At 64.0% G+C, this 26,736-nt stretch carries 24 protein-coding genes; 14 read left to right on the top strand and 10 right to left on the bottom strand.

Annotated elements, in window-relative coordinates; translation table 11 throughout:
* Window positions 1-164: 164 nt before the first annotated feature.
* Window positions 165-1,256, bottom strand: a complete 1,092-nt coding sequence (locus tag ACO550_RS13995; RefSeq protein ID WP_315597881.1) for a substrate-binding domain-containing protein — start codon at window positions 1,254-1,256, stop codon at window positions 165-167.
* Between the two features lie 142 nt (window positions 1,257-1,398).
* On the opposite strand from ACO550_RS13995, the gene ACO550_RS13990 reads away from it, so the two are divergent.
* The 5 genes from ACO550_RS13990 to ACO550_RS13970 all read left to right on the top strand — a co-directional run bounded on the left by ACO550_RS13990 (window position 1,399) and on the right by ACO550_RS13970 (window position 7,553).
* A complete protein-coding gene (locus ACO550_RS13990) occupies window positions 1,399-1,923 on the top strand; it encodes a formate dehydrogenase subunit gamma (RefSeq protein WP_315597882.1) in 525 nt (174 codons plus the stop codon).
* Complete coding sequence (locus tag ACO550_RS13985; RefSeq protein ID WP_315597883.1) at window positions 1,920-3,476, top strand: formate dehydrogenase beta subunit; 1,557 nt, start codon at window positions 1,920-1,922, stop codon at window positions 3,474-3,476. Before ACO550_RS13990 ends, ACO550_RS13985 begins: the two co-directional genes overlap by 4 nt.
* Window positions 3,477-3,554: 78 nt before the next feature.
* Window positions 3,555-6,428, top strand: a complete 2,874-nt coding sequence (gene fdhF / locus ACO550_RS13980) for a formate dehydrogenase subunit alpha (RefSeq protein WP_315597884.1) — start codon at window positions 3,555-3,557, stop codon at window positions 6,426-6,428.
* A 22-nt stretch (window positions 6,429-6,450) separates the two neighbouring features.
* Window positions 6,451-7,299 (top strand): formate dehydrogenase accessory sulfurtransferase FdhD, encoded by an 849-nt coding sequence (gene fdhD, locus ACO550_RS13975; protein WP_315597885.1) that lies wholly within the window; start codon window positions 6,451-6,453, stop codon window positions 7,297-7,299.
* Between the two features lie 8 nt (window positions 7,300-7,307).
* Window positions 7,308-7,553, top strand: coding sequence for a formate dehydrogenase subunit delta (locus ACO550_RS13970; RefSeq protein ID WP_315597886.1), 246 nt, complete (start codon window positions 7,308-7,310; stop codon window positions 7,551-7,553).
* Window positions 7,554-7,575: 22 nt separating this feature from the next.
* On the opposite strand, the gene ACO550_RS13965 is transcribed toward ACO550_RS13970, so the two are convergent.
* From ACO550_RS13965 to ACO550_RS13950, 4 genes are all read right to left on the bottom strand, one after another.
* Entirely contained in the window at window positions 7,576-8,046 is a 471-nt protein-coding gene (locus ACO550_RS13965) for an MgtC/SapB family protein (protein ID WP_315597887.1), read from the bottom strand.
* A gap of 94 nt (window positions 8,047-8,140) precedes the next feature.
* On the bottom strand, window positions 8,141-8,836 hold the full coding sequence (locus tag ACO550_RS13960) for a transglycosylase domain-containing protein (protein WP_315597888.1): 696 nt from the start codon (window positions 8,834-8,836) through the stop codon (window positions 8,141-8,143).
* Between the two features lie 100 nt (window positions 8,837-8,936).
* Window positions 8,937-9,986, bottom strand: a complete 1,050-nt coding sequence (locus ACO550_RS13955) for an Ldh family oxidoreductase (protein WP_315597889.1) — start codon at window positions 9,984-9,986, stop codon at window positions 8,937-8,939.
* A gap of 41 nt (window positions 9,987-10,027) precedes the next feature.
* Window positions 10,028-11,551 (bottom strand): DASS family sodium-coupled anion symporter, encoded by a 1,524-nt coding sequence (locus ACO550_RS13950; RefSeq protein WP_315597890.1) that lies wholly within the window; start codon window positions 11,549-11,551, stop codon window positions 10,028-10,030.
* Window positions 11,552-12,135: 584 nt separating this feature from the next.
* Between ACO550_RS13950 and ACO550_RS13945 the strand changes: the two genes are divergently transcribed.
* Both ACO550_RS13945 and ACO550_RS13940 read left to right on the top strand, forming a co-directional pair.
* The gene (locus ACO550_RS13945; RefSeq protein WP_485994876.1) at window positions 12,136-12,738 is read left to right on the top strand and encodes a hypothetical protein; all 603 of its coding nucleotides are present in this window, start codon (window positions 12,136-12,138) and stop codon (window positions 12,736-12,738) included.
* Window positions 12,738-13,511: a tyrosine-protein phosphatase gene (locus tag ACO550_RS13940; protein WP_315592472.1), complete on the top strand. Its 774-nt coding sequence runs from the start codon at window positions 12,738-12,740 to the stop codon at window positions 13,509-13,511. Before ACO550_RS13945 ends, ACO550_RS13940 begins: the two co-directional genes overlap by 1 nt.
* Before the next feature lie 151 nt (window positions 13,512-13,662).
* Here ACO550_RS13940 and ACO550_RS13935 read toward each other — a convergent pair whose 3' ends face one another.
* Together ACO550_RS13935 and ACO550_RS13930 are read right to left on the bottom strand one after the other, a co-directional pair.
* On the bottom strand, window positions 13,663-14,886 hold the full coding sequence (locus ACO550_RS13935; RefSeq protein ID WP_315592473.1) for an acetate/propionate family kinase: 1,224 nt from the start codon (window positions 14,884-14,886) through the stop codon (window positions 13,663-13,665).
* 22 nt (window positions 14,887-14,908) lie between these two features.
* Complete coding sequence (locus ACO550_RS13930; protein ID WP_315592474.1) at window positions 14,909-15,856, bottom strand: phosphate acetyltransferase; 948 nt, start codon at window positions 15,854-15,856, stop codon at window positions 14,909-14,911.
* A gap of 273 nt (window positions 15,857-16,129) precedes the next feature.
* On the opposite strand from ACO550_RS13930, the gene ACO550_RS13925 reads away from it, so the two are divergent.
* The 5 genes from ACO550_RS13925 (at window position 16,130) to ACO550_RS13905 (ending at window position 21,183) form a co-directional block, all read left to right on the top strand.
* Entirely contained in the window at window positions 16,130-18,406 is a 2,277-nt protein-coding gene (locus tag ACO550_RS13925) for a DUF3141 domain-containing protein (RefSeq protein WP_485994875.1), read from the top strand.
* A 101-nt stretch (window positions 18,407-18,507) separates the two neighbouring features.
* A complete protein-coding gene (gene fabI / locus ACO550_RS13920; protein WP_315592475.1) occupies window positions 18,508-19,287 on the top strand; it encodes an enoyl-ACP reductase FabI in 780 nt (259 codons plus the stop codon).
* Window positions 19,288-19,376: 89 nt separating this feature from the next.
* The gene (locus ACO550_RS13915) at window positions 19,377-19,619 is read left to right on the top strand and encodes an RNA-binding protein (protein ID WP_315592476.1); all 243 of its coding nucleotides are present in this window, start codon (window positions 19,377-19,379) and stop codon (window positions 19,617-19,619) included.
* A 69-nt stretch (window positions 19,620-19,688) separates the two neighbouring features.
* On the top strand, window positions 19,689-20,492 hold the full coding sequence (locus ACO550_RS13910) for a TOBE domain-containing protein (RefSeq protein WP_315592477.1): 804 nt from the start codon (window positions 19,689-19,691) through the stop codon (window positions 20,490-20,492).
* A gap of 85 nt (window positions 20,493-20,577) precedes the next feature.
* Entirely contained in the window at window positions 20,578-21,183 is a 606-nt protein-coding gene (locus ACO550_RS13905; protein WP_315592478.1) for a LysE family transporter, read from the top strand.
* A 25-nt stretch (window positions 21,184-21,208) separates the two neighbouring features.
* On the opposite strand, the gene ACO550_RS13900 is transcribed toward ACO550_RS13905, so the two are convergent.
* From ACO550_RS13900 to modA, 3 genes are read right to left on the bottom strand one after another with little or no spacing between them, the layout of a single operon-like run.
* Window positions 21,209-21,931: a sulfate/molybdate ABC transporter ATP-binding protein gene (locus ACO550_RS13900; RefSeq protein WP_315592479.1), complete on the bottom strand. Its 723-nt coding sequence runs from the start codon at window positions 21,929-21,931 to the stop codon at window positions 21,209-21,211.
* Window positions 21,932-21,938: 7 nt separating this feature from the next.
* Window positions 21,939-22,655, bottom strand: a complete 717-nt coding sequence (modB, locus tag ACO550_RS13895) for a molybdate ABC transporter permease subunit (RefSeq protein ID WP_315592480.1) — start codon at window positions 22,653-22,655, stop codon at window positions 21,939-21,941.
* Window positions 22,656-22,702: 47 nt separating this feature from the next.
* Window positions 22,703-23,479: a molybdate ABC transporter substrate-binding protein gene (gene modA / locus ACO550_RS13890; RefSeq protein ID WP_315592481.1), complete on the bottom strand. Its 777-nt coding sequence runs from the start codon at window positions 23,477-23,479 to the stop codon at window positions 22,703-22,705.
* Between the two features lie 296 nt (window positions 23,480-23,775).
* Between modA and ACO550_RS13885 the strand changes: the two genes are divergently transcribed.
* On the top strand, window positions 23,776-25,842 hold the full coding sequence (locus ACO550_RS13885; RefSeq protein ID WP_315592482.1) for a bifunctional 2',3'-cyclic-nucleotide 2'-phosphodiesterase/3'-nucleotidase: 2,067 nt from the start codon (window positions 23,776-23,778) through the stop codon (window positions 25,840-25,842).
* A gap of 4 nt (window positions 25,843-25,846) precedes the next feature.
* Window positions 25,847-26,653 carry a tetratricopeptide repeat protein gene (locus ACO550_RS13880; RefSeq protein WP_315592483.1) on the top strand — a complete coding sequence of 269 codons (807 nt, stop codon included), beginning with the start codon at window positions 25,847-25,849 and terminating at the stop codon, window positions 26,651-26,653.
* Window positions 26,654-26,736: the final 83 nt, after the last annotated feature.

The following is a 26,736-nucleotide window of genomic DNA, read 5'->3' as shown; positions in this document are numbered from 1 at the left end:
CGCTGGTTATGCGCTCCCCTCTCCCGCGAAGTGGGAGAGGGGTGGGGGTGAGGGCCAGCGATTCAATCAGAGACAAGCCGCAATTTGAACCTCATTGCCCTCACCCCCGGCCCCTCTCCCGCGTGCGGGAGAGGGGAGCAAAACGAATCAGCGCAACTGAATTTCTACAACACCACCCCCGGAAACGCCTCCTCGAACGTCAGCACCGTTCCCGTCAGTTCGCCGTCATAGCCTGGTAGTGCGTTGACGCGTTCGCGGAAGGTGCTGCTTTTCAATGCGCTCACCGCACCGGCTAGCGCGGGGCTTTGCAGTGCGTGTTTTTCCAATGCGAAGAAATAGCGCTCCTTGAGTATCGGCACGAATTCCAGGCCGAAGCGCCGTGCAGCGGTTTCCACACCGAAACCCACGTCGGCCATGCCGCTGCCGATGTAGGCGGCTACTGCGGCGTGCGTGAACTCGCCATTGGTGAAGCCTTCGATGCGGTTGCTGTCGATGCCGAGCCGCGCCAGCATCAGGTCCAGCAGCAGGCGCGTGCCGGAGCCAAGCTGCCGGTTCACGAAACGCACGTCGGAGCGTGTCAGGTCGTCGAGCGACTTCACGCCCAGCGGATTGCCGGGCCGCACGAACAGGCCCTGCTGGCGCGTGGCAAGGTGGATCAGGCAGTGCTTGTGAGGATCAAGCCAGCGCGAGAAGCCGCGCAGCGTTTCTTCCTCGAAGTCACCAATCGGCACATGAAAGCCCGCCACATCGCAGGCGCCCTCGGACAGCGCGGCCGCGGCTTCGAGGCTGCCGCAGTACTTGAGGTCGTGCCGTACCTTCTGTTCATCGAGGAAATCGCGCAGCGCGGCCACGGCAAAACCGTGGCTGGCATGGATGCGTACCGCCGGGTCGGTGGCGGCCATCAGCTTCTTGAGCTCGATCTCCAGTTCCGACGCCAGGCTGTCCAGCGTGGGCGACAGGCGCGCGGCAATGCGCTTGCTGGCCCACACCAGTTGCTGCGCCAGCGGCGTCAGCGTGGAGCCGCGGCCACGCGTCTTGGCGATCAGCGCACCGCCGAACAGCGTTTCCGCATCGCGCAAGATTCCCCAGGCGTAGCGATAAGACAACGCCATCGCTTCCGCCGACTGGGCAATGTTGCCGGTGGATTCGATCAGGCCCAGCAAGGCCACCAGACGCGACACATCCAGCGCCGGCGCGGGTCCCGGGGCGGTGTCGTCGCGGATTTGGAGGTGTGGAAGGATTGAGATGCGTAGCATATGCGGAAAATAGCATATTGAACGGTGCAAAACACGGTTCTATAGTCGCATAAAGAGGCCGAAAAGCCCGTTGTGGTGTTCCCGAATATGCAGAAAAAAGCCGATATCGGGACCCAACCATAAAAAGCTCGGAGACAAGCAGATGCCAGAGATCGCCATCCCCACGGCGGCGCCAGCCGGCAGTGGCGGGACCGAACCAGCAGGTGACATCGCACGCATCGTCGCGGCAAGACGCGACATGCCCGGTGCACTGCTGCCGATCCTGCACGATATCCAGGACAGCCAGGGCTTTATACCCGCCGATGCGGTGCCGGTCATTGCCAGGGCGCTGAACCTGTCGCGTGCCGAAGTGCATGGCGTGATCACGTTTTATCACCATTTCCGCGAACAGCCTGCCGGACGCCATGTCGTGCAGGTATGCCGTGCCGAGGCGTGCCAGTCCGTGGGCGCCGATGCATTGGCCGCGCATGCATGCCGGTCGCTTGGCTGCGATTTCCATGAGACTACCGCGGACGGCCAGTTCACGCTGGAGCCGGTCTATTGCCTGGGGCAATGTGCGACCGGGCCTGCGATGATGATTGGCGAGCGACTCCATGCACGCGTCGACGCCAGGCGCTTCGACAAGCTGATCGATGCGGTACGCGAGGACGAGGAGGTGCGCGCATGACCACCACCATCTTCGTACCCCGCGATTCCACGGCACTGGCACTCGGTGCCGACGAAGTGGCGCAGGCCATTGCACGCGAGGCCGCGCAGCGCGGTGTCGACGTGCGCATCGTGCGCAATGGTTCGCGCGGCATGTTCTGGCTCGAACCACTCGTCGAAGTGCAGACCGATGCCGGACGTCTGGCCTATGGTCCGGTGACGGAAGACGATGTCGCCGCGTTGTTCGATGCCGGTTTCGCGAGCGGCGGCCAGCACGCACTCGCGCATGGCCTGACCGACGAGATCCCGTTCCTGAAGAACCAGGAGCGTTTGACGTTTGCGCGCGTGGGCATCACCGATCCGCTGTCACTGGACGACTACATCGCGCATGAAGGTTTCGCTGGCCTGACGCGCGCGCTGTCGATGGCGCCCGAGCAGATCGTGCAGGAAGTGCTGGACTCGGGCCTGCGAGGCCGGGGTGGTGCGGCATTTCCTACCGGCATCAAGTGGAAGACCGTGCTGGCCGCGCAGGCCGACGTCAAGTACATCGTCTGCAATGCCGACGAAGGCGACTCGGGCACGTTCTCGGACCGCATGGTCATGGAGGACGATCCGTTCGTGCTGATCGAGGGCATGACGATTGCGGCCCTCGCGGTCGGCGCCGAAGCGGGCTACATCTACACGCGTTCCGAATACCCGCATGCGATCGCGGCCACCGAAGCAGCCATCGCGACGGCCACCGAGGCCGGCTGGCTCGGCGACAACATCCGTGGCAGCGGCAAGCGCTTCCGGCTGGAAGTGCGCAAGGGCGCCGGGGCCTATGTGTGCGGCGAGGAAACCGCGCTGCTCGAAAGCCTGGAAGGCAAGCGCGGCGTGGTGCGTGCCAAGCCGCCGCTTCCGGCATTGCAAGGGTTGTTTGGCAAGCCGACGGTGATCAACAATGTGATTTCACTGGCCACGGTGCCAGTGATCCTGGCGCGCGGTGCGAAGTATTACCAGGACTTCGGCATGGGCCGTTCACGCGGCACGCTGCCGTTCCAGCTGGCCGGCAACATCCGGCAAGGTGGGCTGGTTGAAAAAGCGTTCGGTATCACGCTGCGCCAACTGATGTTCGATTTCGGCGGTGGCACGCGCAGTGGCCGGGCCATCCGCGCGGTTCAGGTCGGTGGGCCGCTCGGTGCCTATCTGCCAGAGTCGCGCTTCGATGCGCCGATGGACTATGAAGCCTATGCCGCGTTTGGCGCGGTGGTGGGTCATGGCGGCATCGTGGTGTTCGACGAAACGGTGGACATGGCGAAGATGGCGCGCTATGCCATGGAGTTCTGCGCCATCGAATCGTGTGGCAAGTGCACGCCATGCCGGATCGGATCGACGCGCGGTGTCGAGGTGATCGACCGCATCATCGCGGGTGACCAGCCGGTCAAGCATGTGGCGCTGGTGCGCGACCTGTGCGACACGATGCTTGCGGGTTCGCTATGCGCGATGGGTGGCATGACGCCGTACCCGGTGCTGTCCGCGCTGAACGAATTCCCGGAAGACTTCGGGCTATCGGCCAAACCGGCAAAAGCTGCCTGAAGCGGCGGCATCTTTACAAGACGACGCATCCCTAAGGGATGCGCAACCTCACTAGCAGTGCATTACGGGAGACGTCCCTTGAACGCTCGCGACGATTTCGACTACGGAACTCCGGCCATCGACACTGACACGATGGTCACGCTGGAGATCGACGGTGTATCCGTCACCGTGCCCGCCGGTACCTCGGTCATGCGCGCCTCTGCCGAAGCCGGCATCGGTGTGCCCAAGCTCTGCGCCACCGATTCGCTGGAACCGTTCGGCTCGTGCCGCCTGTGCCTGGTGGAGATCGAAGGCCGCCGTGGCTACCCGGCGTCGTGCACCACCCCCGTGGAAGCGGGCATGAAGGTGCGCACGCAGAGCGGCAAGCTGGGCGAACTGCGTCGTGGCGTGATGGAGCTCTATATCTCCGATCACCCGCTGGACTGCCTGACCTGCCCGACCAACGGCAACTGCGAACTGCAGGACATGGCCGGAGTGGTGGGTCTGCGCGAAGTGCGCTATGCCGATGGCGCGGGCGGTGCCGCCCCCATCGCCACGCACACCAAGATGAAGAAGGACGAGTCGAACCCGTACTTCACGTACGACCCGTCCAAGTGCATCGTCTGCAACCGCTGCGTGCGCGCCTGCGAGGAAACGCAGGGCACGTTCGCGCTGACGATCAGCGGCCGGGGCTTCGACTCGCGCGTGGCGGCCGGCACCAGCCAGCCGTTCATGGAATCGGACTGCGTGTCGTGCGGCGCCTGCGTGGCGGCCTGCCCGACCGCAACGCTGACCGAGACCTCGGTGATCCAGCTGGGCCAGCCATCGCACAACGTGGTGACGACGTGCGCGTACTGCGGCGTGGGCTGCTCGTTCAAGGCCGAGATGAAGGGCAACGAGGTGGTGCGCATGGTGCCGCACAAGGACGGCGCCGCCAACGAAGGCCATGCCTGTGTGAAGGGCCGCTTCGCCTGGGGCTACGCCACGCACAAGGACCGCATCCTCAAGCCGATGATCCGCGCGAAGATCACCGATCCGTGGCGCGAAGTGTCGTGGGAAGAGGCCATCGGCTACGCGGCATCGCAGTTCAAGCGTATCCAGGCCGAGCACGGCCGCGATTCGATTGGCGGCATCGTGTCGTCGCGCTGCACCAATGAAGAAGGCTACCTGGTGCAGAAGCTCGTGCGTGCCGCGTTCGGCAACAACAACGTCGACACCTGCGCACGGGTTTGCCACTCGCCAACTGGCTACGGCCTCAAGACCACGCTGGGTGAATCGGCGGGTACGCAGACGTTCCGCTCGGTGGCCAAGTCCGACGTGATCATGGTGATCGGCGCCAATCCGACCGATGGCCACCCGGTGTTCGGCTCGCGCATGAAGCGCCGCATCCGCGAAGGTGCCAAGCTGATCGTGGTGGATCCGCGCCAGATCGACCTGGTCGATTCGCCGCACGTGCGCGCCGACTATCACCTGCAGCTGCGGCCGGGTACCAACGTGGCGCTGGTGACGTCGATGGCCCATGTGATCGTGACCGAAGGCCTGCTGGCTGACGAGTTCATTGCCGAGCGTTGCGAGGACCGCGCGTTCCAGCAATGGCGCGATTTTGTGGCACTGCCGGAGAATTCACCCGAAGCGCTCGAAGTGAACACCGGCGTGCCGGCCGATCTGCTGCGCGGCGCCGCACGGCTCTACGCCACCGGTGGCAACGCTGCGATCTACTACGGCCTGGGCGTGACCGAACACGCACAGGGCTCCACGACCGTGATGGGCATCGCCAACCTGGCCATGGCCACCGGCAACGTGGGTCGCGAAGGCGTGGGCGTGAATCCGCTGCGCGGCCAGAACAACGTGCAGGGTTCGTGCGATATCGGCTCGTTCCCGCACGAACTGCCTGGCTATCGCCATGTGTCGGATTCGACCGTGCGCACGCAGTTCGAATCGGCATGGAACGTGGAGATCAACCCCGAGCCGGGCCTGCGCATCCCGAACATGTTCGAGGCGGCGCTGACCGGCACGTTCAAGGGCCTGTACTGCCAGGGCGAGGACATCGTCCAGTCCGACCCGAACACGCAACACGTGTCCGAGGCGCTGTCGTCGATGGAATGCATCGTCGTGCAGGACATCTTCCTGAACGAGACCGCCAAGTACGCGCACGTGTTCCTGCCCGGTTCGTCGTTCCTGGAAAAGGACGGCACGTTCACCAACGCGGAACGCCGCATCTCGCGCGTGCGCAAGGTGATGCCGGCGGCCGGCGGCTATGCGGATTGGGAGGCCACCATCCTGCTGTCGAACGCGCTGGGCTATCCGATGGACTACAAGCATCCGTCGGAGATCATGGACGAGATCGCGCGTCTGACGCCGACGTTCTCGGGCGTGAGCTACAAGAAGCTGGACGAGCTGGGCAGCATCCAGTGGCCTTGCAACGACGAGGCGCCGAACGGTACGCCGACCATGCACGTGGATGGCTTTGTCCGCGGCAAGGGCAAGTTCATCATCACCAAGTATGTGCCGACCGACGAGCGCGTGACGAAGAAGTATCCGCTGATCCTGACCACGGGCCGCATCCTGTCGCAGTACAACGTCGGGGCGCAGACGCGCCGCACGCCTAACGTGAACTGGCACGACGAAGACCGCCTGGAAATCCATCCGCACGACGCCGAGGAACGTGGCATCAAGGACGGCGACTGGGTGGGCGTGCAGAGCCGCGCGGGCGAGACCGTGCTGCGTGCGATCGTCAGCCAGCGCATGCAGCCGGGCGTGGTCTACACGACGTTCCACTTCCCGGAGTCGGGCGCCAACGTGATCACCACCGACAACTCGGACTGGGCCACCAACTGCCCCGAGTACAAGGTGACGGCGGTGCAGGTGATGCCGGTGGCGCAGCCGTCCACGTGGCAGCGCAACTACCAGGCGTTCAACGAAGAGCAACTCGCGCACTTGCGCGCCGCTGGCGAAACGGCGCAGGCAGGCTGAGCGGGATGAGCAGGGAGGTGCAATGAAACGGGACGTACCCAGCCCGGACAGCGCCGCCGGTACCGAAGAGGTACCGGCGCAGCGCACGTTCCCGGTCAGCCGCTGGCGTCATGGCGTGCTGACCGCGGAGGTCGACCATCTGGCCGAAGAAGTACCGGTCGCGCTGGAATACAACGGCATCTCGCACGCGGTGATGCTGGCCACGCCGGCCGACCTGGAAGACTTTGCCGTGGGTTTCAGTTTGAGCGAAGGCATCGTCGACGCGGCCAGCGACATCTACGGCATCGACGTGGAGTCGGGCGCGCAGGGCATCACAGTGAAGGTAGAGATTGCCACCGGTGCGTTCGTCGAGCTCAAGGGCCGGCGTCGTACGCTGGCGGGCCGCACCGGCTGTGGGCTCTGCGGCACCGAATCGCTCGACGAGGTCATGCGCATCGCGCCGCCGGTGCACAGCGAGGCGAGCTTCGATCCGCGCGCGTTCGAGCACGCGTTTGCCGCGTTGCACAGGCGGCAGGCGCTGCTGCGCGACACCGGTGCCACGCACGCGGCTGCCTGGATGCGGGCCGATGGCGAGATTGCGCTGGTGCGCGAGGACGTGGGCCGGCACAACGCGCTGGACAAGCTGGCCGGCGCACTGGCGCGCAGCGGGCAAGAAGATATCGCGCACGGCGCCGTGATCGTCACGAGCCGTGCCAGCTACGAGATGGTGCAGAAGACCGCGGCCATCGGCGCCGGCGTGCTGGCCGCCGTGTCCGGTCCCACCGCCATGGCCGTACGCCTGGCCGACACGGCCGGCATCACGCTGGCCGGCTTTGTGCGCGGCGGCACGATGGTGGTCTACAGCCATCCCCAACGATTCCATACCGAATAAGGTCAGGCATGCATATCGAGAACCTGGTCAAGATGGCCAACCAGATCGGCAGCTTCTTCGAGGCCATGCCCGATCACGACGAAGCGCTGGGCGATATCGCCGGGCATGTGAAGAAGTTCTGGGAGCCGCGCATGAAGCGGGCGTTCCTGGCGCACATGGACAGCACCGGCGGCGAGGGCGTGGAGCCGATCGTCAAGGAAGCCGTGGCGCGTCACCGCGAGAAGTTCGAGGTGACGCTGCGGGAAGCAGCCTGAAGCCTTCCCAAGGCTCCTGAAGCTACTTCTTGATGCGATAGAGGATCTGCAGGATCGTGAGCCCGAACAGCGTGGCGACGACCGCAGTGGATTCCCGGCCCAGCCCGCAGGCCACGCCGATGGCTGCAACGGTCCAGATGCTGGCGGCCGTGGTCAACCCGCGCACATCCTCTTCGCTATTGAGCTTGATGATCGCACCGGCGCCGAGAAAGCCGATGCCGGACGTCAGCCCTTGCAGCACGCGGCTCATGTCCGTTAGTGGCACGCCGGCCTGCAACGGCACCAGCACGAACAGCGCCGACCCCATCGCCACCAGCATGTGCGTGCGCAGGCCGGCCGGCTTGCCGGCCGCCTCGCGCTCGTAGCCGATCAGGCCACCCAGAAACACGGCCAGCGTCAGCCGCAACAGGATGCGCGTCAGTTCCTTTACATCGGGCACGTCCGCGAACTCCGCGCGCAGCGTGCCGTAGATATCGCCCCAGAGTCCTTCCATGGCTGCCTCCGCCTAGCACCGGTGTGGTCCGGTCGTGGCAGGCTAGCATGCACGGGCAGGGCGCCACAGTCGGGCGCCCGCTGACACCACAGGCCTAACGCAGCCGCAGCGGTTCAAGCAGCGCTGCGTCGTACTGTGCACGCGTGATGCGGCCCAGTTCCATCATGCGCAGCAGGATATACGTCTGTCGTTGGCGCGCGCGGCGCGGGTTGACCACGGGGTTGTTGGCCGAAGGCGCCTTGGGCAGGCCGGCCAGCATTGCGCATTCGGCCAGCGTGAGTTGATCGACCGGCTTGCCGAAGTACGTATCGGCGGCTTCCGCAAAGCCATAGGCACCCTGGCCCAGGTAGATCTTGTTCAGGTAGAGCTCGAGGATCTCGTCCTTGCCCAGCGCGTTTTCGATGCGGTAGGCGAGCAGGATTTCGTAGAGCTTGCGCGTATAGGTCTTCTGGCGCGACAGGAAGAAGTTGCGCGCCACCTGCATCGTGATGGTCGACGCGCCTTGCGACAGTTCATCCGACAGGTTGGCAATGCCGGCGCGCATCACGCCCACATAGTCGACGCCATCGTGCAGATAGAAGCGGTCATCCTCGATGGCGACCACGGCCTCGGGTAGCGTATGTGGGAAGTCTCCCAGCTTCACATAGCCGGACGAATGCCGGAACGCCATCAGCGCATCGAGCGATGGCAGTTGCCGGTTGGCCATCAGGACGGCAAAAGACAGAAGCAGGATGCCACCAACGATGGCAAGCAGCACGAACTTGACGAAAGCGGACCAGAGACGTTGCATGGCGCGTATTGTGCCATTTGTCTCGGAAAGGTCCGAGGAGTGAAGGGCCAATTGTGTTCTCCCCTCGCCCGCATGGCGGGAGAGGGGAGCGCATGTTCGCCTACCCGGCCGGTACCTCGACCTTCAGTTCCTGCGCCAGCGTTTCCAGGTTCCGCCAGATATTCGGGTTGATATCGAGATGCGTCGCCGCCAATGCGCGATTGGCGGCCTCGTATTCGCCGGGGTACTGCACCTGGTCGAACCCGGGCGCGGTGGGTGTGTCGTGCAGGTATTCGATGAACGCTTCCACCTCGCCACGTTCCCAGTTCAGCCCGAGGTCGAACTCGGGGTTCAGCAGCACCGCGAACAGGTTGTTGGTGGCCACGCCGCCGCGCGGGTTGTCGGGCTGGATGGTGCCGCCACCCGACAGCACGCCCGCCAGCAGTTCCGCAACCACGCCGAGCGCATAGCCCTTGTGCTGGCCGAACGGCAGCAGCGATCCGGGCCGCTCGCCAAACATCACCGACGCATCCGTGGTTGGATTGCCGTCGGCATCGATGATGCTGTGCTCGGGAGCCGGCTCGCCTTTCTCCGCCAGCACGCGCGCCTTGTTGATGGCAATGGCGCTGGTGGCGATATCCACGACCAGCGGTGGCCGGCCATTGGGCATCGGGCCCGCAAAGCACAGCGGGTTGGTGGTCAGGCGCGGCACGCGGCCGCCGAACGGAGCCACCACCGGCGTGCGGTTGATTACATTGGTAAAGCTCAGCAGCACGAAGCCGGCCGCCGCTACCATTTCGCCGTAATGGCCCATGCGGCCCAGATGGTGCGAGCGGCGCAGCGTGACGATGCAGTGCCCGTGTTGGCGCACACGCTCGATGGCCTGCTGCATCACGCTCTTGCCGACGTGCTGGCCAAAGCCACCATGACCGTCGAACACCATCAGCATGTCGCGGTCGAGCACGCATTCCGCGCGGCCTGCGATATCGACGCTGCCGCCATCTATGGCGCGACGGTAGTTGGGCAGGATCGACAGGCCGTGGCTGACATAGCCGCAGCGGTCTGCTTCGACCAGATGTTCGGCTACATCGTCAGCAATGTCGTGCGGCACATTCTGTGCGATCAGTATGTTGCGCGCAAAGGTGCGCGCGGTGTCCAGTGTCAGCTTCATGGCAGGGGCTTTGATAGGTTCGGGAAAAATTCAGCCGTGCGTCATACCCAGCCGAGCCAGCGCCAGTACGTGGCGGCGAACAGCAGCATCAGCAGGTAGCCGATGATCGTGACCGGTATGCCGATCTTGGCGAACTGCTTGCCGTTGAACGTGTCGGTGCCAAGGCAGACCATGTTCTGCGGCGCGTTGATCGGCAGGATGAAGCCGAAGCTCACGGTGTAGCCCAGCAGCATCGTCATGCCCACCTTGTTGATGTCGCCGGGCAAGGTTTGCAACACCGAGATCAGGATCGGCAGCAATGCCGCGGTCAGCGCGGTGGCACTGGCAAAGCCCAGGTGGATCAGGATCAGGAAGGCGGCCAGGATGGCGAAGATCAGTAGCGTGCCGTGGTCGGCCAGGCCCGAATGGGTGACCACGAACTTGCCAAGCCATTGGCCGGCTTGCGTGGTCAGCAGTGCAGTGCCCAGGCTGATACCGACACCGAACACGATCAGCGTGCCCCACGGCGTACGCTGCTGCATCGTCTTCCAGTCCATCACGCCGATGCGCGGCATCATCAGGATCACCAGGCCCACGAACGTGATGGTGGCGGTATCGAATGAATGGAGCTTGCCTTCGGTGGCCCAGAACAGCAGCAGGCCAATGGCGACGGCGGCCAGGCGCTTCTGCGGCCCGGTCATCGGCCCCAGCGCGGCCAGTTCCTTCTGCACGGCTTCCTTACCGCCGGCGATGGCTTCGGTTTCAGGCGGCAGCAACCAGCGCACCAGGAAGTACAGCACGACTGACATCACAATGGCCCAAGGTGCGCCGGCCACCAGCCATTGCAGCCAGGTTACGCGTTCGCCAAGCAGCTTGTCCATGAACCCCGCGGTCAGCAGGTTCTGCGCGGCGGCGGTCTGGATACCGACGTTCCACACGCTGGTAGCCTGCGCCACCATGATCATGATGCCGGCGGCGATATTCGACTTCTTGTCGACGCCGAACGCGGCAATCACGCCCATCATGATTGGCACGGTACAGGCGCTGCGAGCCGTAGCGCTGGGCACTACCAGGCTCAGGATGATCGTGACCGCAATCGTGCCGATCAGGATACGCCGCGTACTGGTGCCGATGGCCGAGAGCGTGACCAGTGCGATACGCCGGTCGAGCCCGGTGACGGTCATCGCCGCCGAGATAAACAGCGCCGCGGCTACCAGTGCCAGTGCGGTGTTCGAGAAACCGGCCAGCGCCATGCCCAGCGCGCGCGATGTGCCGTACATCGTGTTCGGATCGTTGACCATCGGCGCGAAGCCGACCAGTGCCGCCATCAATGACGTGATCATGATGGCGCTGGTTTCGTAGGTCACTGCTTCGGTGATCCACACGACCACCGCGAAGGCCAGGATCGCCAGCATGCGCTGGCCGGCAACCGGCAGGTCGGGCGGCATTGGAATCAGCAGTACCGCGATCAGAACGAGGACAGCGGCGTAGAGACCCCAGTGAATACGAAGCTTCGGTGCGGCCGGTGCGGCAACGGCCGCGGTGGGGGCACCGGGGGCGGCAGGAGAGGTGTGCGGATCAGGCATGGTGACATCCCTTGTGTGGAGCAGCCTGTCGGACGCGTCGCGACGCAGGATCGCCGCGTTCGACATGTGGTCATTATGTGAACTGCACGTGGGTGTGCCAAGACTGCCGGGCTCGCGAGTTTGCGTTGGATCAAATCGTTGTCAGATCAGAATTTGTCAAGAGAAACGCCTTATTGCAGGTGTAGCAATGGTTGGCGGGTTATCTTGGCAAGCAGGCTGTCTTCGAAGCTGGCGATCTGAAATAATTGACGCCGATGCTGAACATTTTCGAATGCGTGTGATGTGATACGCCAGAAAGATGTCAACTACCCCGCCCTAAAGGGCGGAGCTTGAAAGAGCTCGGGGTTGACCAGGGCAAGCGGTAACTAATCCGCTACGTTGTGTAGAAGTTCGCAGACCCACCCCGGAATGCTTCCTCAGTTCCGGGCTCTGGAAGCGATGGTTGCAGACAAGGCACGGGTAGCTACGAAACGGGCCATCGCCGGGCGCAAGCCCAAGCTGCTGCACAACATGCCCGAGGGGAGACCTCCCGAAAGGGAGGCGTTACAAGGCCCGTAAGGGCAGCTATTCAATAGGAGCCGATCATGTCGGTGTTTGTGCTGGACCGCAATGGCAAGCCGTTGATGCCGTGCTCGCTGGCGAACGCCTTGCAGGCCATGGGGCTGCCCCTTGAACTCGCATCGGGAGGCCAAACCAAGTTCAACCGAGCCATTCACACCATTCCCAAGACCCATGCACTGGATGCGGCATGTGTCGGCAATCTTGAGGCCATCACCGGTTGGGAGTGTCCCACACTTGAAGTCAAGGCGACGGGGCGCGGTAGCTATCAGCGCACGCGGCTGACGGCTACCGGGTTCCCGCGCGGCTACCTCATGCGCCAGAAGCAGGTAAAGGGATTCCAGACGGGCGACCGTGTGCGCGCCATCGTGCCAAGCGGAAAGAAGCGGGGAACCTATGCGGGCCGCGTTGCCGTTCGCGCGTCAGGCTCGTTCAACATCCAGACGCCGAATGGCGTCGTGCAGGGAATCAGCCATAGCCGTTGTTCGCTGGTGCAGCGGGCAGACGGATATGGCTACCACTTCCGTCCCAAAGATAGCCCCTACAGAGGAAAAGCGGGAGAAGGGCGTGCTGCGCACGCCGCGCTATCCATCCCCGGTCTGAAGTCCGAGGTTTCCCGCGCAGCCTGATGAAAACCGATATCGCAGGAACAAGCCAGGCCGGCATGCGACCGTGCCTGGATCTGGAGACCATTGCCAACGCGCGTGACCTGGGTGGACTGACTGGGCGGGAGGGTAGACGTATCAAGCCGGCGAAGCTGTACCGCAGTGCCAATCCCGCACTCGGTTGTGCCGCCGACCTCGACAAGCTCCACGCATTGGAACTCGACATCGTGGTCGACTTCCGCTCGCCGGGCGAGAAGTCACCGGCCGAAGCAGTCTTCGGCGAACGCTTCCAATGGCTGGCCGTACCCGTGCTGGACGGCTCGATGTCCATGGATGCACTGATGCCACGCCTGCGCACCAGCAGCGCGACCCAGATGCATGGCTTCATGCTCGATGTCTATCGCGATTTTCCGGTGCGTTATCGCGACGCGTTTGGCGCGTTCCTGCGCCATGCCGAGGCAGGCAGCACACTGCTGTACCACTGCACTGCAGGCAAGGACCGTACTGGTTTTGCGTCACTGCTGCTGCTGAGCGTACTGGGTGTCGCGCAGGACGATATCGTGGCCAACTATCTTGAGTCGAACCACTGGAATCGTGGCTTCAACGAGAGGATTCTGGCTGGTGTAAGCCAGATCGGGGTATCGCCCGATGTCATGATGCCGCTGCTCGATGTGCGGCCCGAATATCTGGAGGCATCGATGGATGCGATCGGGCAAGCGTATGGGAGTGTCGAGCGATTCGTTGAAGGACTCGATATCGATGTGGATCGATTGCGCGCGCACTATCTCGAGGACTAACACAAACCAATGGTTTGCTCCCCTCTCCCATGAAATGGGAGAAGGGCGGGGGAGAGGGCCGGCACATCAAGACGCGACGATCGAAATTTGAACCGCTGGCCCTCTCCCCCAACCCCTCTCCCGCAAGCGGGAGAGGGGAGCTTAAACTCACTTACAACCCGCCGTTTTCGCGCAGTATCCTTGCCGTCGACAGCGCGATCATGCCTTCCTCGTCGGTTGGCAACACCAGCACCGGTACGCGGCTCGTATCGCGGCTGACGCGTTGGCAGTTCTCGCCATTGGCTGCGGCATCGATGGCCACACCAAACAGGTCGGTCAGGTGCGCGCAGATCCGTGCGCGCACATCGGGGGAGTTGGCGCCGATGCCGGCCGTGAACACCAGCGCATCAAGGCCACCCAACGTGACCGCCAGCTTGCCGATCTCCTGCGCGGCGCGATATGCGTAGAAATCGACTGCCAGCTTTGCGCGCGGACTGTCGCTGTCCAGCAGCGCACGCATGTCGCTGCTGATGCCGGAGATGCCCTTGAGCCCGGACTGTCCATAGAGCATCGACTGGATCGCGTCGGCGTCCATGCCTTGCGCGGCCAGGTACAGCACCGCGCCGGGATCGATCGATCCGCAGCGGGTGCCCATCGGCATGCCATCGAGCGCGGTCAGACCCATGGTCGATTCCACGCTCCGGCCGCCGCGCATTGCGCACAGGCTGGCGCCATTGCCGAGATGGGCCACGATGACGCGGCCTTCCGCCAGGTCGGGCGCCACCTGCTTGAGCCGCCGCGCGATATATGCATACGACAGGCCATGAAAACCATAGCGACGCACGCCTTGCTCGTAGTACTCGTAGGGCAGCGCCATCAACTGCGCCAGCGGATCATGACCCGCATGAAACGCGGTGTCGAAGCAGGCCACCTGCAGCAGGTCGGGTGCGGCGCTACGTACTGCGCGGATCGCCGTCAGGTTGTGCGGCTGGTGCAGCGGTGCCAAAGGCACCAGCGCCTCGAGTTTCGCGATTACGCCGTCGTCGATGCGCACGGCATCGGAGAATTCACTGCCGCCGTGTACCACGCGGTGCCCGATCGCCACGGGCGGCGTGTCGCGCAATCCGATGCTCAGGGTCAGGCGAATCAGGCGGAATGCGGCGTCGTGATCGGCGATCTGCTCCAACGGGAAGCGCTCGTCGGCAACGGTGCGCCCGTCGGCCATGCGTGCGACGAGGCGCGGTGCCACGCCAATGCCTTCGATCTGGCCATGCGCGGCCAGCGTGGGCTGGATATCGACGTTTTCATGCGCGGACTCGGGCACCACATAGACCGATACCTTGACGCTCGATGAGCCGGCATTGACAACCAGGATGACGGGATGCGTTGTGCTCACGCTGTGGGTACTCCTTGCAGGATCAGACGTTGACCGCGGCTTCGGCGGTGCGCCGTGCATGCGCCAGCAGTACCGCGATGGCGCAACTGCCGATGCGCGCGCGCACGCTGTCGGCGCGGCTGGTCAGGATCACCGGCACGCGCGCTCCGAGCACGATGCCCGCGGCTTCCGCGCCTGCCAGGAAGGTCAACTGCTTGGCCAGCATGTTGCCGGCTTCCAGGTCTGGCACGAGCAGGATGTCGGGGTCGCCCGCCACGTCGGACTTGATGCCCTTGGTCTCCGCCGCTGCCTTGCTGATTGCGTTATCGAATGCGAGCGGGCCGTCGAGGATGCCGCCTTCGATCTGGCCGCGCAGGCTCATCATGCAGAGCGCGGCGGCTTCGATGGTCGACGGAATCTTGTCGGTAACGGTTTCCACGGCCGACAGGATGGCAACCTTGGGCCGTTCGATACCAAGTACGCGCACAAGGTCGATGGCGTTGCGCACGATATCGGCCTTTTCATTGAGCGTGGGAAAGATATTGACGGCTGCGTCCGTGATGAACAGTGGCTTGTGATAGTTCGGCACATCCATCGCAAACACATGCGAAAGGCGCCGTTCGGTGCGCAGGCCGCTGGCGCCGCGTGCCACGGCATGCAGCAATTCGTCGCTGTGCAGGCTACCCTTCATCAGCAGTTCGGCCTTGCCGGTGCGCACCACATCCACGGCGCCTTCGGCGGAAGCATGGCTGTGCGGCGCATCGATGATCTCGGTGTCGCCGAGGGCCAGGCCATGTTCGGCCGCCACGGCACGGATTCGCGCCGCGGGCCCGACCAGTATCGGCACGATCAGGCCAAGCCGCGCTGCTTCCAGCGCGCCATCCAGCGACGAGTAGTCGCAGGGATGCGCCACGGCGGTGGGAATCGGCGGCAGGCCCTCGCAGCGGGCGAGCAGCAAGGCGTACTTGTCGGTGGACGAGGGTGTCGGCATGGGCGGTTACCGGTGATTCCGTCAGGCAGCATCCAACGGCAATCACGGATGCTGCATTGCGCAAACGTCTTGCGGCAGTATAGGCGAATGTCCGGCGCCCCGGAATGACTTGCAAGTGTCATATACGGAGCGGTCAGCCAGTAGGTCTTTGGTGCCGGTTGTCATGCGGCGCAGACACTGGTAGATTTTTGCTGTTGCATCGCAGCAAGCGATTTGCTTGCTCGCCCTCTCGCTGCACCTTCCAAGTCCGCCAATCCCCAAGGAGAAACGGAAATGAATGCACGCCAACCTGTTGCGGGACAGAAGCCCGGGCAGGACGCCCCTGTCACCGAATCGCCGAAATCTTCGGCATCCCCGGTTTCCCCGTTCGCCACGTTTCCCCCGGTCCCGATGACCCCGCTGGCACACGCCGCATGGGAGTACGGTATCGATGCGTGGCAACGCTCGATCCTGTTCCTCGATATCCTGCGAACCCGCGGCAATGAAACCGCCGAGCACGAACGCGGCGGCATGCCGCCGGTGCTGGTGTTTGAGCACGAAGTGCTGATCGACGGGCGCGGCCTGCCGCGGCCCGTCAACTACGCATTGCTGCGTATCGTGCCGCCGGCCGAAACGCCTACCGACATGACCCGGCGGCCGTTCGTGGTGATGGATCCCCGTGCGGGTCATGGTCCTGGCATCGGCGGCTTCAAGGCCGACAGCGAGATCGGCAATGCGATTCGCACCGGGCATCCGTGCTACTTCATCACGTTCTTCCGCGACCCCTGTCCGGGGCAGACCATCGAGGACGTGGCGCGTACCGAAGGCAAGTTCCTGCAAGCGGTGGCCGAGCGTCATCCCGAGTCGCCGGGCAAGCCGTTCGTGGTAGGCAACTGCCAGGCGGGGTGGGCGCTGTTGATGCTGGCGGCGGCCGCGCCCGACGTTACCGGCCCAATCCTGCTGGCCGGTGCACCGGTGGCCTACTGGTCGGGCGTGCGCGGCAAGAACCCGATGCGCTATGCGGGCGGGTTGCTGGGTGGCACATGGCTGTCGTCGCTGGCGGCGGACATGGGCAACGGGCGCTTCGATGGCGCCTGGCTGGTGCAGAACTTCGAGAAGCTCAATCCTTCGAACACGCTCTGGGAAAAGCTCTACAACGTCTACGCCAAGGCCGATACCGAAGGCCCGCGTTTCCTGGAGTTCGAGCGCTGGTGGGGCGGCCATTTCCTGATGAACCGCGCCGAGATCGACTGGATCGTGCAGAACCTGTTCGTCGGCAATCACCTGACTGCCGGCGAGGTGCGCAGCAAGGACGGCCAGACCGTGATCGACCTGCGCAATGTACGCTCGCCGGTGATCGTGTTTGCCTCCTGGGGGGACAACATCACGCCGCCGCAGCAGGCGCTGAACTGGATTCCCGATCTTTACGCGAACGTGGACGAGCTCGTGGCCAACGAGCAGACCATTGTCTATTGCCTGCATCCGTCGATCGGGCATCTGGGCATCTTCGTGTCGGGCAGCGTAGCCAACAAGGAACACTCCGAACTGTTCTGCGCGCTGGACCTGATCGATGTGCTGCCGCCGGGCCTGTATGAGGCCAAGATCGAGGATGTCGCGCCTGAGGCACCGCATAGCGACCTGATCGAAGGGCGCTACCTGGTGCGTTTTGAACGGCGTACCATCGACGATATCCTCGCGCTCGACGATGGTCGCGACGACGAGCAACCGTTCGAGGTGGTGCGCCGCGTGGCCGAGATCAACCAGCATCTGTACGACACGTTTGCCTCGCCATTCGTGCGTGCGATGTCCAACGAGACCACGGCGGAGGCCATCCGCGCAGTTCACCCGTCTCGGCTCGAACGCTCGCTGGCCAGCGACACCAATCCGTGGATGCAGTGGATTGCCACCATGGCGCCGGCTGTCCGCGACGCGCGGCAGCCCGTGTCGCCGGACAACCCGTTCCTGCTCATGCAGCAAGCGATGTCCGACCAGATCGTGCGCTCGCTGGACCAGTACCGCGATGCACGCGATGCGTGGCAGGAGCGGATGTTCGAATCGATCTACGGTGGGCCGTGGCTGCCAGCGCTGCTGGGCATGACGGCCACGCCCAAACGCGCCGAGTCGCCGGCCATTACGGCGTTGCGCAAGGAGGTGGCCGACCTGCGGCGGCGCGAGGCCGAGCGCGAGATCGGCACGGGCACTTCGCTCGATGCATTCCTGCGCATCCTGTCGTACGTTACGCAAGGCCGCTCGGCAATCGAGGAGCGACCGTTCAACCTGCTGCGCAAGCTGGCGCGCGAGAATCCACCGGAGAAGCGCATCACGCTGGCCCAGTTCAAGGATGCAGTGCGCCGGCAGAGCTATATCGTCAGTCTCGATCCACAAGGCGCGATCGAGGCTTTGCCGAAGCTGGTGCCCGACATGAAGGAGCGCCGCCGCATCATGGTGCTGGCGCATCGTGTGCTGACCGTTGGCGGTCCACTGGATGAGGAGTGGCTCGCACGCTATCGCGAGGTCGCCGAGCTGTTCGGTACCGACCACGGCAAGGCGACACAGGAAGAAGAGACCTGACCTCGGGTTTTCTCCCCTCTCCCGCGCGCGGGAGAGGGGCGGGGGTGAGGGCAACGCGTTTCAATCGGGAAAGCAGATCGCGACTCCGCAGGAGACTTCACATGGTGCAAGTACCCAACCCGCCGTTGTCTGGCGCCCGCGTTCTGGTGGTGGGCGTGGCCAATGAGGATTCGATTGCGTGGGGCTGCGCGCGCGCGTTCCATGAACTTGGTGCCGAGGTGGCCCTGACCTATCTGAACGACAAGGCGTATCCGCATGTGGCGCCACTGGCCGAACAGATCGGCGCGTCGATCCTGATGCCGCTGAACGTCGAGGACGAGACGCAGATGGATGCGCTGTTCGCGCGTATTGCAGCCGACTGGGGACGGCTCGATTCGGTGGTGCATTCGGTTGCGTTCGCGCCGAAGGCCGACTTGCAGGGTGGCCTGATCAATTCGTCGGCGGAAGGTTTCGCGCGTGCGATGGATGTCTCGTGCCATTCGTTCATCCGCATGGCCCGTCGCGCGGTGCCCTTGATGGGGCAGGGCGGCACGCTGTTCGCAATGAGCTACGACGGCGCCAATCGCGTGGTACCGAACTACGACCTGATGGGCCCGGTCAAGGCGGCACTCGAAGCCTCTTGCCGCTACCTTGCCTATGAGCTCGGACCGCAAGGTATCCGCGTGCATGCGATTTCGCCGGGGCCGCTCAAGACCCGTGCCGCGTCGGGACTCAAGGATTTCGATCTGCTGCTGGCGGAAGCCGCCGGCCGCGCGCCGTTGGGCGAACTGGTCGACATCATGGACGTGGGGTTCACCACGGCCTACCTGGCCACGCCATATGCGCGACGGGTGTCGGGCAATACCGTGTACGTGGATGGTGGCGTGCACATCATGGCATGAAACGTGCGATAGCCGCATCGACCAACTGCCACAATGCGATGCGCGGCCTACAATACACGCATCACCACTTCCTACCGGGAGAGGATGCAATGCAGGTACTGATTCGCGGGCTACATCGTGATGTCACAGAAGAGATGCTGCGCGACAAGCTCAAGGTGTACGCGCCGGTCAACTCCATCGAGATCGTACGCGATGGCGATCCGAATCACCCGTGGGCCTGGGTGGATCTGGCGGTGGACGCCTTCACCGCATGGCGCCTGCTGCGGCAACTCGACAAACAGTACTTTGCCGGCAGTGTGATGCGCTGGTATATCCCTGCGCACCAGAGCTGATTGGCTGATTGCGCCAGTCCGGCGGACTGGCGTTACCATACGGCATCTTCACTTCGCATATATCCACGCATGCTTGAACTCCAGGGTGCCATCTGGTTCCGCGCCGGCAAGCAGGACTGGGGCGGCAAGGAGCGTATCGCGCTGCTGGCCGCCATCGGGGAACACGGTTCGATCACGGCCGCCGCACGCGCAGTGGGCATCAGCTACAAAGGCGCGTGGGATGCCATCGATGCGATGAACAACAGTGCTGGTGAAGCACTGGTGGTGCGCGCGGCGGGGGGCAAGGGCGGGGGCGGCACGCGACTGACCGAACGTGCCGAGCGCCTGATCGCAACCTATCGCGCGATGGAGGCCGAGCATGCGCGCTTCATCGCCCATCTGGAAAAGGCGGGCGCGATGTCCGATGCGAATCCTGATGACCTTCACCTGATCCAACGCATGATGATCCAGACCAGTGCGCGCAACAAGCTGTTCGGCCGCGTCGAAGCCGTGAAAACCGGCGCGGTCAACGATGAGGTCACGCTGGCGTTGCCCGGCGGTCAGCAGATCGTTTCCACCATTACGCACGAAAGCGTCGAGACACTGGGCCTCGCGCCTGGTGCCGAGGCATTTGCACTGGTCAAGGCATCGTCGGTAATGATCGGCCTGCCAGACCCGGCGCTCAGGCTATCGGCCCGCAACCAGTTGCCGGGCGTGGTGGCGCGTGTGGTGCCTGGCGCGGTCAATGCCGAGGTCGTGCTCGATCTCGATGGGGGCGGTACGGTCGCGGCCATCATCACCAATACGGCGCTGCACGAGCTGGCGCTGCAGGAAGGCACGCGCGCGCTGGCCATCTTCAAGGCATCGAGCGTGATCCTGGGCACCATGATCTGACGTAGCGACTACGCATTGCAGCACTGATAAAATGCCGGTTTCCGGGCGCCCTCGCAGGGCGCCCGTTTCCATTTCCGATCCTGTCATGCATGCTGCCATCGCCGGCTTCAGCCTTGGGCTGTCGCTGATTCTCGCCATCGGTTCCCAGAATGCGTTCGTGCTGCGCCAGGGCTTGCGCCGCGAACACGTGTTCTGGGTCTGCCTGGTTTGCGCCGCGTCTGACGCCGCGCTGATCTTCATGGGCGTGTCGGGCTTCTCGGTGATGATCCGCAAGCTGCCGTGGCTTGGCGATGCCATGCGCTATGGCGGCGCGGCTTTCCTGGTCTGGTATGGCGGGCGCAGCCTGTGGACGGCGTGGCGCTCGCACGATGCCCTGGTGCCCAGCGATGCCGAAGCGCGTCCGCTATCGGCCACGCTGATGGTTTGCCTGGCATTCACGTGGCTCAACCCCCATGTCTGGCTCGATACCGTGGTGCTGATCGGGTCGGTGTCGACACAGTTCGCAGGTCACGAACCCGCGTTTGCCACGGGTGCCATGACGGCATCGTTCCTGTTCTTCTTCTCGCTAGGCTATGGCGCGGCTTTGCTGCGGCCGATCTTTGCCAGGCCGCGTGCCTGGCAGGTACTCGAAGTAGTGGTGGGCCTGACCATGTGGGCGATCGCCGCGAAACTGCTGCTCGGCGATCGGTAGGCGATCTGTCGGCAAGCCGGAAAAGCTAGGCGATACGCGCGCTTTCCTGCGCATAGACCGGCGGGTGCCGGTGCGCGCGCCCGCTGGCATGGATATGGCCATCGCGGATCTCGAGCACGTGGTCGCCCAGCACTTCCACATCTTCGGGGTCGTGCGAGATCATCAGCATCGGCACGTCCAGGCTTTCCTGCAACGCGCGCAGTTCCTCGCGCATGCGTACGCGTAGCGCGGGGTCCAGCGCCGAGAACGGTTCGTCGAGCAACAGGATGTCCGGCCGGGCCACCAGTGCACGGGCCAGCGCCACGCGCTGTTTCTGGCCGCCCGAGATCTGGGCGGGATATTGATTGACGATTTCGCGCAGGCCAAATGCGTCGACCCAGCGTGCGGCTTCGGGCGGCAATGCCCGGCGTGCCGGATTGCGCCAGCCTTGCCGGAGTCCGAAGGCAATATTTTGTGCCACCGTCAGGTGCGGAAACAACGCGTAGTCCTGGAACAGGTAAGCCACGCGGCGTTCCTGCGGGCGGACGTCGATGCCGGTCGCGCTGTCGAACAGCGTGCGGCCATTGAGTACGATGCGGCCGCTGTCGGGCGCCATCAGTCCTGCAATGGCGCGCAGCGTCAGGCTCTTGCCGGCGCCGGATGGTCCGAACAAGGCAATGCGGCGGCTATCCGATTCGAAGGCGATATCGAGCGCGAACTGACGATCCTGCGACGCCATGCGTTTGCGGACGGTGATCTGCATGCTCATGGCAATTTCACCTGGTGGCGGCTTCGTGCCGGAATCTGCGTCGTTCGTAGACATCGCCGGTACCGCGTTGCGCGGGCGGTACCAGCCGTGCGGCCACCACCAGCAACACGACGCAGGTCACGGACGTGACCAGCACCAGCAGGTTGGCGGTGTCGTCATTGCCTGCCTGCACTGCCTCGTAGATCGCCACGGAGAGCGTCTGGGTGCGTCCCGGCAGATTGCCGGCCACCATCAGCGTGGCGCCGAACTCGCCCAGCGCACGGGCAAATGCCAGCAGCACGCCCGCGACAATGCCGGGCAAGGCCATCGGCAGCGTCACGCGGAAGAAGATGCCGACCTCGGAAATGCCCAGTACACGGGCGGCATTCTCAAGCTGGTGATCGACACCTTCGAATGCGGCGCGCGCGGACTTCAGCACCAGTGGGAAGGCGACTATCGTGGAGGCCAGCACGGCCCCTTGCCAGGTGAAGACCAGCTCGATGCCGAGCTTTTCGAGCCATGCGCCAAACACACCGCGACGACCCACCAGCACCAGCAGGTAGTAACCCAGTACCGTGGGCGGTAGCACCAGCGGCAAGGTCAGGATCGCATCGACCACGTCGCGCGCCGACGAGCGCCAGCGCGCGATGGCATAGGCAGCCGCCACCCCAAGGATCGTATTGAGCAGCGTGGCCCATCCCGCCACCTTCAGCGACAGCAGTAGCGGAACCCAGACAGCATCCATGGCAGTGACTTCAGACAGTTATTGCAGCGTTGCGGTGTGGCAGGGCATCACGGCTTCTGGAAGCCGTACTTGGCCAGCGTAGCCTGGCCCTCGGCCGACAACACGTACTGCACGAACGCGTTGGCCTGCTGCGCCTGTTTCGTTTGCGCGGTCACCGCGATCGGGTAGGTGACCGGCGTGGTGGTCGGCACACGCGTAGCCACCGTGACCTTGTCGGGCATCACGGTTGCGTCGGTGGCAAACACGAAGCCCGCATCGACTTCACCGCGCGCCACATAGTCCAGCGCCTGCCGTACGTTCTGGGCCGGCACACCCTTGGCGGCCACGGCGTCCCACAGACCCTGCGCTTCGAGCGCGCCCTTGGTGTAGCGGCCGACCGGCACCGACGACGGATTGCCATAGGCGATGCGCTTGACGTCGGCGCGGGTCAGGTCCTTGGGCGAGGCAATGCCGAGCTTGCTGTCATGGGGCACGATCAGCACGATGGCGTTGGCCGCGAAATCCTTGCGCGTGGCCGCCTGCACCACCTTTTCGGTCTCTGCCTTGTTCATTGCATCCTGATCGGCCGAGGCGAACACATCGGCCGGCGCGCCCTTGACGATCTGCTGCATCAGCACGTCGGACGCGCCGAAGTTCAGCACCACCTTGGTATCGGGATGCGCACGCTCGAACTGTTCGCCCAGCTGCTTGAACGCGTTGGTCAGGCTCGCGGCGGCGGATACCACCAGGTCGGCGGCGAAGGCCGACGGTGCGGCCAGGGTCAGGGCGACCAGCGCGGCGCCGGATGCGGCGCGACGCAGAAAGGGCGAAGTACGGAGGTTCATGGCGGATGCGTTGGTAAGGGTTGCTGTGCGGCGTACGGCGTGTGGAGTGCACGATTGTCACCATTCGCAATATAAGCGCCTATATAACGCAGCGTCAATTGCGCGGATGGATAAGGCACTTCACCGGATCGGAATAATGGTCCTGCCCGCACTGCATTTTCATATATGACTTTTTTGTCATATTTTGAACGATTGTCATCGGAATGACGTCGTTTCGCCACTTTCCTGCCATGCCGGATTCCGACAATTGCCGGGTTAGGCCAAAAAAATCAAAAGACAACAGGGAATCCGAGACCATGCAATTCCATCGCATCCGGGCTGCCATGCTGGCGGCCGCGGTAGCCACGGCGCTGGCCGCCTGTGGCTCCGACGACAACAACGCCGGCAACGGCAACAACGGTAATAACGGCGGCACCGTCGCGTCGATCCCGGCGGGAACCAAGACCACGCTGGCCCTGCTGGAAACCACCGACCTGCACACCAACGTGCTCAGCTATGACTACTTCAAGCTGGCCGAAGACAAGTCAATCGGTTTCGAACGGGTTGCCACGCTGATCAAGACTGCGCGCGCGGAATTCCCGAACAGCATGCTGCTGGACAATGGCGACACCATCCAGGGCACCGCGCTGTCCGACTACCAGGCGCTGGTCAAGCCGGTCTCATGCACCGAGGCGCTGGCCATGTACAAGGTCATGAACGCCGCCGGTTTCGACGGCGGCGGCATTGGCAACCACGAGTTCAACTATGGCCTGCAGTACCTGAGCCAGGTCACCGGCAACCGCTTCAATGTCGACGGACTGCCTGACCCGGCTGCGCAAACGGCATGCGCGGGTCCGAAGTTCCCGCAGGTGCTTGCCAACGTGTATAGCGTCAAGACGCGCCAACCGCTGTTCCAGCCGTACGCGATCCTGACGAAGACACTCAGCGCCACCGGCCCCGATGGCAAGACGATCCCGGTACCGGTCAAGGTTGGCATCATCGGCTTTGCACCGCCCGCGATCCTGAGCTGGGACAAGCGCTGGCTCGATGGCAAGGTCTACACCGAAGGTGTGGTTGAAACCGCGCAGAAGTACATCCCCGAAATGCGCGCGAAGGGTGCCGACCTGATCGTCGTGATCTCGCACGGTGGCCTCGACAATTCCACGTATTCGCCGACCATGGAGAACGGCAGCTACCACCTGTCGAAGGTGGCGGGCGTCGACGCGATGCTGATCGGTCACTCGCACCAGGTGTTCCCCGATGCAGCGAGCACGGTGGGCCAGTTCAACCTGCCTGGCGTCGACAAGGTCAAGGGTACCGTCAACGGCGTGCCGACCGTAATGGCCAACTACTGGGGCAAGCATCTCGGTGTGGTGAACCTGGCGCTAACGCATGACGGCAAGGCGTGGAGCGTCGATCGCACCAATACCAAGGTCGAAGCGCGTTCGACCCAGAATGCCGACAAGACCTATGTGGCCGCTGACGCGAGCGTGGCGTCGGCTATCGATACCGAACACCAGGCCACGATCCAGTACGTCAAGACGCCGATTGGCACCACCGACTACCGCATGACCAGCTACTTCGCCGACGTGGGTGATCCGGGTGCGATCGAGATCGTCAACCAGGCCCAGGCCGCATATGTGAAGGACTACATCGCCGCCAATCTGCCGGCACTTGCATCGCTGCCGGTGCTGTCCGTCTCGGCACCGTTCAAGAGCGGCTTCGGCGGAGGCAACGACTACACCGACGTCGCGGCAGGCAATCTTGCCATCAACAACGCAGCCGACCTCTACCTGTATCCGAACACGGTCTATGCCGTGAAGGTCAACGGCGACGAGGTCAAGGCGTGGCTGGAAACGGCGGCAAAGCGCTTCAATCAGATCGACCCGTCGAAGACCACCGAACAGCAGTTGATCAGCACGTTCCCGGGCTACAACTTCGACATGTTCACCGATCCGGACATGCAGTACGAGATCGACGTTACGCAGCCGGTTGGCAGCCGTATCAAGAACCTGACCTACAAGGGTGCAACGGTGACCGCCGCGATGAATTTCATCGTGGCCACCAACAACTATCGCGCCAGCGGTGGCGGAAATTTTCCGGGCCTCGATGGTACGAAGACGGTCTACGCGTCGCCCGACGCCAACCGTGACGTGCTGATCAGCCACGTCAAGACGCTTGGCGCCGTGACGCGTACCGCGAACGGCAACGCGCGCAGCTGGCATTTCACCAAGGTGGTCACCTCGGGCGACGTGGTGTTCAGCTCGGGTGTGGGCATGCTCGCGCAGGCAGCAGCCGGTGGCGTTGCGGGCGTGACGCTGGTCGCCGCCGACGATGGCTCTGGCAAGAACCTGTCGAAGTACAAGATCGATCTCAACCAGTAATCCGATGCAAGCTACCGCTACGACCGTACATGTTGCGCCACGGCGCCTGCCGCGTATTCACCCATCGTTCCTGGCTGCCGTACTGGCCGTGACGGTGGCCACTGCCGGCGTGGCCGGCGCCGCGGTCTGGCGCCATCAGTCCGATACGCGCCAGGCGGAAATTGCGCAATGGCAATTGATGGCCACATCCGCCGGAGACACGGCGGCCCTGCGCCGGCTTCAACGGGCCGCAGCTGCTGGCGAAACGCAGGCCCGCGCAGCGCTGGGTGAAGCGCTGCTGGCACGCCCCGACGCCGAAGCTCGCGCCGACGGTGAGCGCTGGCTTCGACTCGCGGCCGATAGTGGCCATGTGCGCGCCCAGTTCCTGTTAGGCAAGGCGGCAATGCTCGGAGGTCTGGCATCGGGTAACGTCGATCTGCCGTTGGCATGGCAGCAGCTCGAGGCCGCTGCGCGCGCGGGCGATATCGGGGCAGCCCTCTATCTGGGCCTGCTATTGCGCGGTGGCTATGGCCGCACCGCCGATCCGGCACAAGCAGTACGCTGGTTCAAGGTGGCGGCCGATGGTGGCGTGGCACAGGCGATGTTCATGCTGGCCAACGCGTACCGCGAAGGAGAAGGCGTGGCACGCGACGATGCACGCGCGGTGGCCTGGTATGAAGCGGCCGCCGAACGCGAGCATCCGGCGTCGATTCAGGCGCTGGCGATGGCGTACCGCGATGGCGAGCTGGGGTTGTCTCCCGACGAGCGCAACTATCGCCAACACATGGCCGAGGCCGCGCACGCGCTAAAGCACCCGGCCATCAATCCGTAATCGGCCCGCTTGCCAATGGTTTGCTCCCCTCTCCCGCACGCGGGAGAGGGGCGGGGGAGAGGGTCGGCGGTTCAAGCCGAGAC

It is taken from the genome of Cupriavidus sp. (genome assembly GCF_057315035.1).
This window is presented reverse-complemented; position numbering and strand designations above follow the sequence as displayed.

Excerpts from the sequence above, each read along its gene's own strand:
- ACO550_RS13915 (WP_315592476.1), top strand. The coding sequence starts at position 19,377 with ATGCAGGTACTGATTCGCGGGCTACATCGTGATGTCACAGAAGAGATG.
- ACO550_RS13930 (WP_315592474.1), bottom strand. The coding sequence starts at position 15,856 with ATGCCGACACCCTCGTCCACCGACAAGTACGCCTTGCTGCTCGCCCGC.
- ACO550_RS13905 (WP_315592478.1), top strand. The coding sequence starts at position 20,578 with ATGCATGCTGCCATCGCCGGCTTCAGCCTTGGGCTGTCGCTGATTCTC.
- modB (WP_315592480.1), bottom strand. The coding sequence starts at position 22,655 with ATGGATGCTGTCTGGGTTCCGCTACTGCTGTCGCTGAAGGTGGCGGGA.
- ACO550_RS13940 (WP_315592472.1), top strand. The coding sequence starts at position 12,738 with ATGAAAACCGATATCGCAGGAACAAGCCAGGCCGGCATGCGACCGTGC.
- ACO550_RS13950 (WP_315597890.1), bottom strand. The coding sequence starts at position 11,551 with ATGCCTGATCCGCACACCTCTCCTGCCGCCCCCGGTGCCCCCACCGCG.
- fdhD (WP_315597885.1), top strand. The coding sequence starts at position 6,451 with ATGAAACGGGACGTACCCAGCCCGGACAGCGCCGCCGGTACCGAAGAG.
- fabI (WP_315592475.1), top strand. The coding sequence starts at position 18,508 with ATGGTGCAAGTACCCAACCCGCCGTTGTCTGGCGCCCGCGTTCTGGTG.
- ACO550_RS13880 (WP_315592483.1), top strand. The coding sequence starts at position 25,847 with ATGCAAGCTACCGCTACGACCGTACATGTTGCGCCACGGCGCCTGCCG.
- ACO550_RS13925 (WP_485994875.1), top strand. The coding sequence starts at position 16,130 with ATGAATGCACGCCAACCTGTTGCGGGACAGAAGCCCGGGCAGGACGCC.
- ACO550_RS13900 (WP_315592479.1), bottom strand. The coding sequence starts at position 21,931 with ATGAGCATGCAGATCACCGTCCGCAAACGCATGGCGTCGCAGGATCGT.
- modA (WP_315592481.1), bottom strand. The coding sequence starts at position 23,479 with ATGAACCTCCGTACTTCGCCCTTTCTGCGTCGCGCCGCATCCGGCGCC.
- ACO550_RS13965 (WP_315597887.1), bottom strand. The coding sequence starts at position 8,046 with ATGGAAGGACTCTGGGGCGATATCTACGGCACGCTGCGCGCGGAGTTC.
- ACO550_RS13885 (WP_315592482.1), top strand. The coding sequence starts at position 23,776 with ATGCAATTCCATCGCATCCGGGCTGCCATGCTGGCGGCCGCGGTAGCC.
- ACO550_RS13960 (WP_315597888.1), bottom strand. The coding sequence starts at position 8,836 with ATGCAACGTCTCTGGTCCGCTTTCGTCAAGTTCGTGCTGCTTGCCATC.
- ACO550_RS13955 (WP_315597889.1), bottom strand. The coding sequence starts at position 9,986 with ATGAAGCTGACACTGGACACCGCGCGCACCTTTGCGCGCAACATACTG.
- ACO550_RS13995 (WP_315597881.1), bottom strand. The coding sequence starts at position 1,256 with ATGCTACGCATCTCAATCCTTCCACACCTCCAAATCCGCGACGACACC.
- ACO550_RS13910 (WP_315592477.1), top strand. The coding sequence starts at position 19,689 with ATGCTTGAACTCCAGGGTGCCATCTGGTTCCGCGCCGGCAAGCAGGAC.
- ACO550_RS13990 (WP_315597882.1), top strand. The coding sequence starts at position 1,399 with ATGCCAGAGATCGCCATCCCCACGGCGGCGCCAGCCGGCAGTGGCGGG.
- ACO550_RS13985 (WP_315597883.1), top strand. The coding sequence starts at position 1,920 with ATGACCACCACCATCTTCGTACCCCGCGATTCCACGGCACTGGCACTC.
- ACO550_RS13945 (WP_485994876.1), top strand. The coding sequence starts at position 12,136 with ATGTCGGTGTTTGTGCTGGACCGCAATGGCAAGCCGTTGATGCCGTGC.
- ACO550_RS13970 (WP_315597886.1), top strand. The coding sequence starts at position 7,308 with ATGCATATCGAGAACCTGGTCAAGATGGCCAACCAGATCGGCAGCTTC.